9 protein-coding genes and 1 tRNA gene are annotated in these 12,532 nt (G+C 64.2%); 6 read left to right on the plus strand and 4 right to left on the minus strand.

Annotated features, from left to right (window positions below):
* Nucleotides 1-260 precede the first annotated feature (260 nt).
* On the plus strand, nt 261-1,736 hold the full coding sequence (locus HMPREF3036_RS06945) for a bifunctional ADP-dependent NAD(P)H-hydrate dehydratase/NAD(P)H-hydrate epimerase (RefSeq protein WP_062332905.1): 1,476 nt from the start codon (nt 261-263) through the stop codon (nt 1,734-1,736).
* A gap of 370 nt (nt 1,737-2,106) precedes the next feature.
* Here HMPREF3036_RS06945 and HMPREF3036_RS06950 read toward each other — a convergent pair whose 3' ends face one another.
* From HMPREF3036_RS06950 to HMPREF3036_RS06960, 3 genes are all read right to left on the minus strand, one after another.
* Nucleotides 2,107-3,615 carry a tripartite tricarboxylate transporter permease gene (locus HMPREF3036_RS06950; RefSeq protein ID WP_005433201.1) on the minus strand — a complete coding sequence of 503 codons (1,509 nt, stop codon included), beginning with the start codon at nt 3,613-3,615 and terminating at the stop codon, nt 2,107-2,109.
* Nucleotides 3,616-3,628: 13 nt separating this feature from the next.
* A complete protein-coding gene (locus tag HMPREF3036_RS06955) occupies nt 3,629-4,087 on the minus strand; it encodes a tripartite tricarboxylate transporter TctB family protein (RefSeq protein WP_005433202.1) in 459 nt (152 codons plus the stop codon).
* Nucleotides 4,088-4,247: 160 nt separating this feature from the next.
* Nucleotides 4,248-5,252 carry a Bug family tripartite tricarboxylate transporter substrate binding protein gene (locus HMPREF3036_RS06960; RefSeq protein ID WP_005433203.1) on the minus strand — a complete coding sequence of 335 codons (1,005 nt, stop codon included), beginning with the start codon at nt 5,250-5,252 and terminating at the stop codon, nt 4,248-4,250.
* A 242-nt stretch (nt 5,253-5,494) separates the two neighbouring features.
* Between HMPREF3036_RS06960 and ugpQ the strand changes: the two genes are divergently transcribed.
* Nucleotides 5,495-6,277: a glycerophosphodiester phosphodiesterase gene (ugpQ, locus tag HMPREF3036_RS06965; RefSeq protein WP_062332909.1), complete on the plus strand. Its 783-nt coding sequence runs from the start codon at nt 5,495-5,497 to the stop codon at nt 6,275-6,277.
* 121 nt (nt 6,278-6,398) lie between these two features.
* Here ugpQ and HMPREF3036_RS06970 read toward each other — a convergent pair whose 3' ends face one another.
* On the minus strand, nt 6,399-7,166 hold the full coding sequence (locus tag HMPREF3036_RS06970) for a helix-turn-helix domain-containing protein (protein WP_038006035.1): 768 nt from the start codon (nt 7,164-7,166) through the stop codon (nt 6,399-6,401).
* Between the two features lie 292 nt (nt 7,167-7,458).
* On the opposite strand from HMPREF3036_RS06970, the gene hemN reads away from it, so the two are divergent.
* From hemN to HMPREF3036_RS06990, 4 genes are all read left to right on the plus strand, one after another.
* A complete protein-coding gene (gene hemN / locus HMPREF3036_RS06975) occupies nt 7,459-8,859 on the plus strand; it encodes an oxygen-independent coproporphyrinogen III oxidase (protein WP_005433206.1) in 1,401 nt (466 codons plus the stop codon).
* Nucleotides 8,860-9,315: 456 nt separating this feature from the next.
* Nucleotides 9,316-11,943: an alanine--tRNA ligase gene (gene alaS / locus HMPREF3036_RS06980; protein ID WP_062332912.1), complete on the plus strand. Its 2,628-nt coding sequence runs from the start codon at nt 9,316-9,318 to the stop codon at nt 11,941-11,943.
* Nucleotides 11,944-11,952: 9 nt separating this feature from the next.
* The gene (locus tag HMPREF3036_RS06985; protein WP_005433215.1) at nt 11,953-12,201 is read left to right on the plus strand and encodes a sulfurtransferase TusA family protein; all 249 of its coding nucleotides are present in this window, start codon (nt 11,953-11,955) and stop codon (nt 12,199-12,201) included.
* A 199-nt stretch (nt 12,202-12,400) separates the two neighbouring features.
* Nucleotides 12,401-12,477: transfer RNA gene (locus tag HMPREF3036_RS06990), tRNA-Arg, on the plus strand.
* Nucleotides 12,478-12,532 lie beyond the last annotated feature (55 nt).

Here is a 12,532-nt window from a genome sequence, read left to right on the forward strand (position 1 = left end):
GAGTTCGTATTGAAAGGCGCAGGTGATCTTCATACGAACATCATGGCACACTTCCTTCAGGAATGCGTGTTTTTCAACCAAATGCCCATTGGGGCCTTATATCCTCCCCATGAATGGAGAGGTTTTACGGCCCGTTGGATAAGGCGGCCTTTGAGAAGCCTCCTGTGCCGCGTGCGGGCGCCGCGGCCATTCGTCAACATCAATAATGTGCGAGTACAATAACCCGCACATTTTCCTTTCAGGACCCAAGGAACCCGATCATGAGCCTTACCATTCTCACCGCAGACGAACTGCAGAATCTGGAAATGCGCGCCGCCAACCAGCTCGGCGCCGATACGCTGATGAAGCGCGCCGGCGCGGCCGCCGCCGAACTCATCATGAAGCGTCTCGAGGATGCCGGCGTCGAACAGCGCCGAGTCACCCTGCTCGTCGGTCCGGGCAACAACGGCGGCGACGCCCTTGCCTGCGCCTGCGAGCTCCGTGAGAAGGGCGCCGTCGTGAACGTGGTGCTCCCGGGCGGCCGCCGCCCGACCTCCGCCCTCGCACTCGCCCAGCTCGAACGCTGGACGCAGGCCGGCGGCACGACTTATGACGATCCGTACATGACGGAAAAGGCCGACTGCGTCGTCGACGGTCTCTTCGGCACGGGCCTTGCCAAGCCGATCACGGGTGACTACCTCGACGCCGTCCTCTGGTTCAACGAACGCCAGGCCCTCAAGGTCTCGCTCGACATTCCGTCTGGTCTCAACCCCGTCACGGGTCACTGGACCGGCAGCTATCCCGGCTGCAGCGCCGACGTGACGATCACGTTCCTCTGCGTCAAATCCGGCCTCTACATGTGCGAAGGCGCCGACGCCGCCGGCGAGATCGTCCTCAACGAGCTCGACGTCTCCGTTCCGCTCTCCCCGCTCTCCGTGATCGGCACCGACGAATTCCCGCGCGTTCTTCGTCCCCGCGTCAAGAACTCCCACAAGGGCGACTACGGCAGCGTGGCCGTCATCGGCGGCACCGACGGCATGATCGGCGCCTCGATCCTCGCCGCCCGCGCCGCCCTGATCTCGGGCGCCGGCCGCGTCACGCTCGAATGCCGCGCCGAGCATGCGCCGCACGTCGACATGGTCTATCCGGAAATCATGTTCGCGACCAAGCCCGTCAATCTTGAGGACTTCGACGCGATCGTCCTCGGCTGCGGCCTTGGCACCTCCGCCGAAGCGAAGGCCCGCGTCATCGAGGCCCTCAACTGCCAGAAGCCGCTCATCCTTGACGCCGACGCGCTCAACATCATCGCCGCCGACATCAAGCTTCAGGACATGGTGCTCGCCCGCCGCGCCCCGACCGTCCTCACGCCGCACCCGGGCGAAGCCGCCCGCCTGCTGCGCCGCGACACCGCCGGCGTCACCGCCGACCGCGTCGCCGCCTGCCGCGAGCTCGCCGTCCAGACTGGCGCCATCGTCGTCCTCAAAGGCGCGGGCACCGTCATCTCGATGCGCAGCTCCCGCACCTGGATCAACCCGACCGGCAGCCCCATGCTCGCCACGGGCGGCTCGGGCGACGTCCTCGCCGGCATGATCGGCGCCATGTTCGCCCAGGGCTACGACATGGTCGAGTCCGTGCTCGCCGCCGTCTACTTCCACGGCCTCTCCGCCGAGGGCCTCGAAGCGGGCTTCACCGCAGGCGAAATCGCTCCGAACGCCATGGCCCTCGTGCACGACGCCAGGGTGAGCTACGACCTCTGACGATCGGACGGCTTGTTTCACGAATCCGCGCCGCGCAACAAAGTTTTGCGCAGCCGGACATCGAAAATACCTGATGCCCAACAATTCGAGCAAATTTCAACCGAAAACGGGAATTACATTCTCTTACGGACAATGACTCAAGGAAAAACATCCCGGAGCCCTCTGCCTGTAATCTTCTACTCAACGAAGCACGCAAGTGCTGAGTCTCCTGAATCGGTTGGATACCGCTAACAATGAGGGTTTGCCCCGCGTTCCGAAAGGACGCGGGGATTTTTTTCGCCCTGAAAACGGCAGGGGGCCGGCGGATCATTCCGCCGGCCCCCTTGCCCTTGCCTCAGGTTCGTCGTGCTCGTTCATGTCTCGACCGAAGCTAGTCCTCCCTGAAGGCCGTCTCGCGGCCCGAGCGCACGGCCGGGGCGAGCACGAGAAGCAGCAGAAGGACGCTCAGCGCAAGGAACGCCGCCGAGAGCGGGCTCGTGAGGAAGCAGCTCATGTCGCCCCTCGAGAGCAGAAGCGCGCGGCGCATGTTCTCCTCCATCATGGGACCGAGGATGAAGCCCAGAATGAGGGGCGCGCTTTCGCAGCCGAGCTTGTTGAAGAGATAGCCCAGCGCACCGAAGCCGATCGTCATCCACACGTCGAAGACGTTGTTGTTGATCGAGTAGACGCCGATGCAGCAGAAGGCGAGGATCGCGGGATAGAGCCAGCGGTACGGCACGCGCAGGAGCTGCACCCAGACGCCGATCATCGGCAGGTTGAGGACGATCAGGATGAGGTTGCCGATCCACATAGAGACGATGAGGCCCCAGAAGAGTTCGGGGTCGGTGTTCATCACCTGGGGGCCAGGCGTAATGTCATGGATCATCATGGCGCCGATCATGAGCGCCATGACGGCGTTGGACGGGATACCGAGCGTGAGCATCGGGATGAAGCTCGTCTGGGCGCCCGCGTTGTTGGCGGACTCGGGGCCCGCCACGCCGCGGATGTTGCCCTGTCCGAAGGCGGGTTCTGCGCGTTCGCCCGCGAGCTTCTTCTCGAGGGTGTAGGACGCAAAGGACGAGAGAAGCGCGCCGCCGCCCGGCAGGATGCCGAGGAAGGATCCGAGCAGCGTTCCTCGGGCGATCGGGCCCGCCGACACCTTGAGGTCCTCCTTCGTCGGGAGCACGCTCTCGACCTTGACGGGCACGAGGCTGCGCGTCTGGCTGATCTCGAGGTTCTTCATGATCTCCGCGAAGCCGTAGATGCCCATCGAGATCGCCACGAAGTCGATGCCGTCCATCAGCTCGTCGACGCCGAACGTGTAGCGCAGCGCGCCCGAATTGATGTCCGAGCCCACGAGGCCGAGGATGAGGCCCACGAAGATCATGCAGACGGCCTTGAGAAGCGAGCCGTTGGCGAGCACCACGGCGCCCACGAGGCCGAGCACCATCAGGCTGAAGTACTCGGCGGGGCCGAACTCGAAGGCGAGCTCGGTCAGGGGCGGCGCGAAGGCCGCGATCAGCATCGTGGCGAAGGTGCCCGCGATGAAGCTGCCTATGGCCGCAATGCCGAGCGCCGCGCCCGCGCGACCCTTCTTGGCCATGCTGTGGCCGTCGATGCAGGTCACCACTGCGGCGGCCTCGCCCGGAATGTTGACGAGGACGGCCGTCGTGGAGCCGCCGTACTGGGCGCCGTAGTAGATGCCCGCAAGCATGATGAGGGCGGCCGACGGGTCGAGCGCGTACGTGATCGGCAGGAGCATCGCCACGGTGGCAACGGGCCCCATGCCGGGCAGCACGCCGATGAGCGTGCCCACGGAGACGCCCGTGAAGCAGTAGAGAAGATTCTGAAGCGTGACGGCGTTCTGAAAGCCGAGCAGCAGGTTGGAGACGAGATCCATGTGCGCACCTTCCTCAGAGGAAGGCCGGCAGAACCGGCACCTGAAGGCCCACGCCGAAGATGAAGATCACCCAGCAGAGAAGGCACATGAAGACCGTGAGCACCGCCACCTCCCTTGCACGGAAGCGTCCGCTGGCAAGCGACGAGATCACGATCATGAGGGCGATGGAGAGCAGGACGCCGAGCTCGAGGAGCGAGACGGCGAAGACCGCGACGCTGCCGAGGATGAATCCGAGTACGCCCCAGTTGACGCCTTCGAGGGAGCCGTCGCCATAACCGGAGAAGAGCAGAGCGCGAAGGCTCAGGCAGCAGCCGAGCAGGGCCAGAATGACGCCAAGGGCCGTCGGGAAGAAGCCGGGCCCCATGCGCGAGAGCGTGCCGAGCGCATTCTCCTGGGCAACGGCCGCGGCGCCGGCGCCGAAAGCGATGAAGAATATGCCTGCCCAGAAGTCCTTTTTGTTTTTGATCATCATTTCAAGGGGTCTGCGTCAGCCGCACGGCCGTCCGGGCCGCGCGGCTGCGCCGTGCGTTAGTCATTGTTTTCGTTGAACAGCGAGCCTTGATTCTAGCGAATGAGAAAAAAGGCCTCGATTCCTTGGGATTCGAGGCCTTCCATTCGAGCTGCGCCCTGCGTCAGTCGACGCGTGCGCCGGAAAGCTTGACAAGCCTTGCGTACTTCTCGCTTTCGCTTGTCACGAGCTCCTGGAACTCTTCGGGCGTTGTCGGAGAGGCGACGCCGCCGAGCTTTTCAAGCCTTTCCTGAACGGGCGCGGACCTGAGGGCTCCCGTGATCGCCTTGTTGAGGTGCGCGACCACGTCGTCGGGCGTGGAGGCGGGCACGAAGAGGCCGTACCACGTGGAGATGTCGAAGTCGGGGACGCCCGCCTCCTGCATCGTCGGGACGTCGGGCAGCGCCTTTGCGCGCACATTCGTCGTGACGGCGAGCGGCAGGAGCTTGCCCGCGCGGATGTTGGCGGTGGCGCTCGCGAGGTTGTCGAAGATCAGGTCGGTCTGACCCGCGAGCACGGAGAGCTGCGCGGCGGCGGCACCCGCGAACGGGACGTGGACCATGTCGATGTCCTTGATCTGCTTGAGCCATTCGCCGGCCATGTGGCCCGCGCTGCCGTTGCCGCCGGAGGCGTAGTTGAGCTTGCCGGGGTTCTTCTTCGCGTATTCGACGAGATTCTGGACCGTCTTGACGCCCGTCTTCTGCGAGAACTCGGGCGTGACGACGAGGACGTTGGGCACGTGGGCGATGAGCGTCACGGCCTTGAAGTCCTTCTTCGCGTCATAGGGCAGGCGCTTGTAGAGATGCGGGTTGATCGCATGCGTGGCGACCGCGCCCACGACAAGCGTGCGGCCGTCGCCGGGACGACGCTTGACGTAGCCCATGCCGACGCCGCCGCCCGCACCGGGACGGTTGTCGACGATGACGTTGCCGAGCGTGTCGACGACGGCTTCCGCGATCGTGCGGGCGGAGACGTCGAGAGGACCTCCCGGCGGGTACGGCACGACGATGCGGATCGGATCCGAACCTTCACCCCGAGGCATGGCCGCACAGGCTGTCATCGGGAAATAGGAGGCACTAGAGAGTGCCACCGCGCCGATGGCACCGATAAGAGTGCGACGTTGAATCATATTGATTTCTCCTCTGAGAGATGAAGTTGTTCCAAGCATATACGCTATGGACGGGAAATGGCAAAACTAGGCACTTTGTTTTAGGCGCACCCGCAACAACCTCTGTCACAGGCGTTTCGAGCGCATATTAGGGTTTTCGCCCTAGGTATTCACCACTATGAAAATCGTTGGCGAGCCTACAATTGCCTTGTTGAAAAAGGCGGCGGATCCCGACCGTCGCCCCGACATGAGGACACATCATCATGCAATCCGTTCATCCCTGGCCCTATGCCCGCGTCTCCGCCCACCGCGGTGCGGGCACGATGGCGCCTGAAAACACCCTCGAGGGTTTCCGCGCCGGTCTTCACCACGGCTTCCACGCCTTCGAGACGGACGCCATGCTCGCCAAGGACGGCGTTCCCGTCCTGATGCACGACGAGCGCTTCGGCCGCACGATCCGCGACACACGCTCCGTGCCCGAGCTCACGAGCCTCGAGATCAGGTCGCTTGACGCGGGCAGCTGGTTTGCGCCGCAGTACACGGGCGTACCTCCCGCAGGCTTCGAGCAGGCCGTCCGCTGGTGCCGCGCCAACCGCGTCTGGCTCAACATCGAGATCAAGCCCGCCAAGGGCGCCGAGCTCGAGACGGGCCGCGTCGTCGGCCGCCTGACGGGCGAGCTCTATGCCGACCTCGTGCGCGAGGGCGGCGCCACTCAGGCGGGCGTCGTGCCCGATGCTCCGCTCTTCTCGTCCTTCAAGCCCGACGCCCTTCGCGGCGCGATGGAGACCGCCCCGAACATTCCGCGCGGCTTCCTCGTCGACGAGCTGCCCGAAAACTGGCGCGAGGTGCTCGAGGAGATGAAGTGCGTGGCGCTTCACTGCAACCAGCGCCGCCTGACGCCTGAATTCGCACGCGAGGTGAAGGCCCTGGGCTACTGGCTCTTCTGCTACACGGTGAACGATCCGCGCCGCGCCCGCGAGCTCTTCTCGTGGGGCGTCGACGGCCTGTGCACCGACAGGCTCGACCTGGTGCGCCCGTCGCTCTGAGGCACGCACCCGACGTCTGAAGTCTCAGGAAGGGCCTGAATGAGGGCCCGAATGAAGACTCAAAAGCCCGCCATTTCCATCAGGAAAGGCGGGCTTCTTCATGTCCTGCAGGGCGTGGCCATCAGGCCTTCTGGATCTTCATGGGCGAGGCCGTGACGGGCGAGGGCGAGTGGTCGAGGTCGACCGCCGAGACGATGGCGCGCAGGCCCTCGGGGTCGAAGATGCGGACGTGCTTCTGGTTGACCTCGATGAGGCCGTCATGGGAGAAGCGCGAGAGCACGCGGCTTACGGTCTCGAGCTTGAGGCCGAGGTAGGAGCCGATTTCGGCGCGCGTCATGCGCAGCACGAACTCGCTGCGGGAGTAGCCGCGGTTTTCGAAGCGCTGGGAGAGCGACAGGAGGAAGGCGGCAAGACGCTCCTCGGCGTGCATGGAGCCGAGCAGCAGCATCACGCCGTGCTGGCGCACGATTTCGCGAGAGAGCAGCTTCTGGAAGTGCTTGCCCATCGTCTGGATCGTGGTCGTCGCCTGTTCGACGCGGTCGAAGGGGAGGACGCAGACCTCCGTGTCCTCGAGCGCGACGACATCGCAGGAGTAGACGTTGCTCGAAATGCCATCAAGGCCGATCATCTCGCCGGCCATGAAGAAGTTGGTGACCTGCTCGCGACCGTCGCTGCTCATGACGGTGCTCTTCAGGAAGCCGAGGCGAACCACATAGAGATTGTTGAAGTAGTCGCCGGCACGGTAGAGCGCCTCGCCGCGACGGATGCGGCGGCGGGCGGAGACAAGCTCCTCCACCGTCTCCATATCCTTGAGCGTAAGGCCGAGCGGCATGCAGACCTCTCTCAGGTTGCAGTTCGAACAGCCAATGCGCAGTGTCGTGATATTCATCTTGCCCCCGTTGCTGAGGAAGGCCCGAAGTCAGGCCACTCCCCTCGATGAAACCAAGACCGCCGGCCGCCCAGTCCGCGGCCGCGTTCTCGCGTTCAATAATCTAGAAATAATCTGCCGCGTCTAGAATGCCCACATGCATCCTGAAGCACGGACCCTTTCTGTCGTCGAAGTGCCGTCACACAGCACTTCCGACGCGAGCGCTTGTTGACGTGAGTCAAAGAAAAGCGATCTACGGCCTCAATAATATCAGGAAGTTTAACTTAAGTCACAGACCAAGGAAAATCCTCAGATGACGAATCCTGCAACCAGCGGCGTTGAACTGCCCGAAATGGACCTCCTGCGCAAATTCGACGTGCCCGCCCCCCGCTACACGTCGTATCCGACCGCCGACCGATTCAACGCGAGCTTCGGTGCCGAAGACTACCGCAAGGCCCTCGCCGGCCGCGCTGACGCGAAGGAGCCCGCCGACCTCTCGCTCTACGTGCACGTTCCCTTCTGCAACGACGTCTGCTTCTACTGCGGCTGCAACAAGATCGTCACGCGCGACCACTCCCGCAGCGCCGAGTACATCGAGATGATCGGCCGCGAAGCCGACCTCGTGAAAGAGGCCGTCACGGGCTCCACCGAGCTCGAGCAGCTCCACTTCGGCGGCGGCACGCCGACCTTCCTCACGAACGACGAGCTCACGCTCATGATGGAGACGCTCACGAAGCGCTTCCCGCTCGCCCAGGGCGGCGAGTTCTCGATCGAGGTTGACCCGCGCACCTGCGACGCCGACAAGGTCAAGCACCTGCACGATCTGGGCCTCAACCGCATGTCCCTCGGCGTCCAGGACTTCAACCCCGACGTCCAGAAGGCCGTGAACCGCATCCAGCCCTTCGAGATGACGAAGGCCACGATGGAGGCCGCCCGCGAAAACGGCTTCGAGTCCATCAACATGGACCTCATCTACGGCCTGCCCAAGCAGAACCGCGGCACGTTCGAGAAGACGATCGACCAGGTGCTCGAGCTCTCCCCCGACCGCATCGCGCTCTATCACTACGCCCACCTGCCGAACCACTTCAAGCCGCAGCGCCGCATCCTGCCCGCCGACCTTCCCGATACGGTCGAAAAGGTCAACATCATGTTCGACGCCATCAAGCGCCTGACGGCCAACGGCTACCGCTACATCGGCATGGACCACTTCGCCAAGGAGACCGACGAACTCTCCGTAGCCCAGAAGGAAGGCTCCCTGCAGCGCAACTTCCAGGGCTACTCGACAAAGGCCGAATGCGACATGATCGCCCTCGGCGTCTCGAGCATCTCCAAGATCGGCAGCGCCTACGCCTGCAACCCGCGCGAGCTTGAGGACTACTACGCCGCCATCCGCGAGGGCCGCCTCGCCACGAACCGCGGCTACCTGCTCAACGCCGACGACGAAATGCGCCGCTACGTGATCATGACGATCATGTGCAACTTCGAGCTCCGCAAGCGCGACGTCGAGGAACGCTTCGGCATCAAGTTCGACGAAACGTTCGCCTACGAGCTCGGCAAGATGAAGCCCTACGTGAAGCACGAGCTCGTCGAGCTCTACGACGATCGCCTCGTCGTCTCCGCCAAGGGCAAGATCTTCGTGCGCGCCGTCGCGATGCACTTCGACCGCTACCTGCGCGAATCCACCCGCGCGGGCGGCTACTCCCGCATCGCCTAAGCGGCCCGGCACGGCGCGTCCCGCCGGGCGTCTCAGGACGCCCGGAGACGACGCCCGCACCCTCCGACGCCCGCCTCCCGTGAGGCGGGCGTCTCCTTTTTGCACGATCCGGCCCCCGTTTCGACCCTCAGGGCATGAAAATCCGCATTCCGACAGGGAGTTGCAGGGCCGAACCCATGCGATGGGGGTAAAATATGAGTTTTCGTCCCGAGTCTTCACGAAGGCTCCCGACACACCGTTCATGCCGCGGCCGGCACTGCCGGCCGTCAGCCAGAGCGGGCCGCCTCGGAGCTCGCCGTCGCCGCCACAGGCAGACCGACCTCCGTTCCCGCCGCCGGCCGGAGCATCCCGCCTCCGGATGCAGCTGCACGGCACCGAATTGACAAAAACCTATAGGAGATGGAACGGCCCTGACCAGGCGCACGCCGCCTGACAGGGAGTCCCGAAAACCCATTTATGAAAGTCGCAGACATTCGCCGCACCTTTCTGAACTTCTACGAAAGCAAGGGCCACACGATCGTCGCCTCGAGCCCGGTCGTCCCCGCCCATGACCCGACGCTTCTCTTCACGAACGCCGGCATGAACCAGTTCAAGGACGTGTTCCTCGGCTTCGACAAGCGCCCGTACACCCGCGCCACGACGTCCCAGAAGTGCATCCGCGCCGGCGGCAAGCACAACGACCTTGACAACGTCGGCTACACCGCCCGCCACCACACGTTCTTCGAGATGCTCGGCAACTTCTCGTTCGGCGACTACTTCAAGCATGACGCCATCAACTTCGCCTGGGAGCTCCTGACGAAGCACTTCATGCTGCCCGCCGAAAAGCTCTGGGTCACGGTCTATGCCGAGGACGACGAGGCCTACAACATCTGGCACGAGGAAGTCGGCGTTCCCGCCGAGCGCATCGTCCGCATCGGCGACAACAAGGGCGCCCGCTACATGTCCGACAACTTCTGGATGATGGGCGACACGGGGCCGTGTGGTCCCTGCACCGAAATCTTCTACGACCACGGCGACAAGATCCAGGGCGGCCCTCCGGGGAGCCCCGAGGAAGACGGCGACCGCTACATCGAGATCTGGAACCTCGTTTTCATGCAGTTCAACCGCGACGAGCGCGGCGTCATGCACAAGCTTCCGAAGCCCTCCGTCGACACGGGCATGGGTCTTGAGCGCATTGCCGCCGTTCTCCAGGGCGTGCACAACAACTACGACATCGACCTCTTCAAGAACCTGCTCGCCAGCGTCAAGCGCGTCCTTGAGGAGACGAGCGGCGAAGCCGTCGATCCGGAATCCCCGTCCCTCAAGGTGATTGCTGACCACATCCGCGCCTGCACGTTCTCCGTCGCCGACGGCATCGTCCCGGGCAACGAAGGCCGCGCCTACGTGCTGCGCCGCATCTGCCGCCGCGCCATCCGCCACGGCTACAAGCTCGGCGCCCGCAAGCCCTTCTTCTACAAGCTCGTCGACGCCGTTCGCGCCGAAATGGCCGAAGCCTATCCGGAAATCAACAATCCGCGCATCGAGAAGGTCATCGAAGAAGAGGAACGCCGCTTCTTCCTCACGCTCTCCAAGGGCATGGAAATCCTCGACGCCGCCATTGCCGGTTCCAAGGACGGCGTGCTTGACGGCGAAGTCGTCTTCAAGCTGCACGACACTTACGGCTTCCCCGCCGACCTGACGGGCGACGTCTGCCGCGAACGCGACGTCAAGATCGACTTCGACGGCTTTGACGCCGCCATGGCCCGCCAGCGCGAGGCCGCCCGCGCCAGCGCCAAGTTCAAGATGGCCGCCGGCCTCGAATACACGGGCGCCGACACGGTCTTCACCGGCTACGAAACGCTCGAAGAGAACGAAGCCACGGTTCTCGCCGTCTACAAGGACGGGCAGGCCGTCGAACTCGCCGAAGCGGGCGACGACTGCATCGTCGTCTTCGACCGCACCCCGTTCTATGCCGAACAGGGCGGCCAGGTCGGCGACCGCGGCCACTGTCGCAACGACGCCTCCCTCGCCGGCGTGCTCGACACGATCCGCGTCAAGGGCAAGGTCACGGGCCACTCCTGCCACGTCGAGGAAGGCCGCATCGCCGTGGGCGACAAGTTCCGCCTGACGGTCGACGCCGACCGCCGCCACGCCACGCAGCGCAACCACTCAGCGACCCACCTTCTCCAGCAGGCCCTGCGTAAGGTCCTCGGCGAGCACGTCGAACAGAAGGGCTCCCTCGTCTCCCCGACCGAGCTGCGCTTCGACTTCTCCCACAGCCAGGCCATGACGACCGAGCAGATCGCCCGCGTCGAAGACCTCGTCAACGAGCAGATCCTCGCCAACACGGCCACGAAGGCCGAAGTCCTGCCGCTTGAAGAAGCCCGCAAGACCGGCGCCACGATGCTCTTCGGCGAAAAGTACGGCGACATCGTCCGCGTTGAGACGATCGGCAACTCCGTCGAGCTCTGCGGCGGCACGCACGTCGTGCGCACGGGCGACATCGGCTCCTTCAAGATCCTCGGCGAAGCGGGCGTTGCCGCCGGCATCCGCCGCATCGAGGCCGTCACGGGCATGAACGCCCTTGCCGAAGCCCAGAAGAACGCCGCCCTCCTCGGCCAGGCCGCCTTCCGCTTCAACGTCAAGGCCTGCGACCTGCCGTCCAAGATCGACGACATGATGGCCAACGTCAAGGCCCTCGAAAAGCAGCTCGAACAGCTCAAGAGCCAGATGGCCAGCCGCATGGGCGACACGCTCCTTGAAAAGGCCATCGAGGTGAAGGGCATCAAGGTCCTCGCCGCCCGCATGGACGGCGCCGACGCCAAGGCCCTGCGCGAAACGATGGACAAGGTCAAGGACAAGCTCGGCACCGCCGTGGCCGTCCTCGCCGCCGTCAGCGCCGAAGGCCGCGTCCAGCTCGCCGCGGGCGTCAGCCGCGACCTCACCGACCGCGTCAAGGCCGGCGAACTCGTCAACTCCGTCGCGCAGAAGCTCGGCGGCAAGGGCGGCGGCAAGCCCGACATGGCCATGGCCGGCGCCCAGAGCGCCGAAGGCCTAGACGCCGCGCTCGCCGACGTTCAGGCCTGGGTCGAAGCCAAGCTCTGAGGACGCACGATGACCGAAACGCTCGAAGTCGTCGACCTCTGCCTGCCCGGCCTCAACTGCCCGATGCCGGTGCTGCGCGCCAAGAAGGCCCTCGCCAAGATGGCGGGCGGCACCCTCCTGCGCGTCGTCAGCACCGACAGGCACAGCCTGGCCGATCTGGCGGAATTCTGCCGCCAGACGGGCCACGAGCTCGTGAGCCAGAACACGGACGAGGCGGCGGGCGAATACGTCACCGTCATCAGGCGCCGCGAGGACTGACCTCCGGCCGGTCCGAACCCTGATCAAGGTCCCTGAAGCATCCGCTTCGGAGGCCTTTTTTCATGCCCGCCCGAAAAGACTGTCCCGCAAGCAAATCGACTGAACAGGAAGGAAACGGATACCACATTTGCGGTATTTTCACAAAAAGCCTTGCCTTTTTTCTTCGGGTTCGCTAATATTCTGCTCCTACAGTTTTGACGCGGTAGTAGCTCAGTTGGATAGAGTATCTGGCTACGAACCAGAGGGTCGTGGGTTCGAATCCTGCCTACCGCACCATCAACTCTGTAGAACACAAGTGTGCGGTAGTAGCTCAGTTGGATAGAGTATCTGG

Origin of the sequence: Sutterella sp. KLE1602, assembly GCF_001578585.1 — a bacterium.
In the GTDB taxonomy this organism is placed as follows: domain Bacteria; phylum Pseudomonadota; class Gammaproteobacteria; order Burkholderiales; family Burkholderiaceae_F; genus Sutterella; species Sutterella wadsworthensis_A.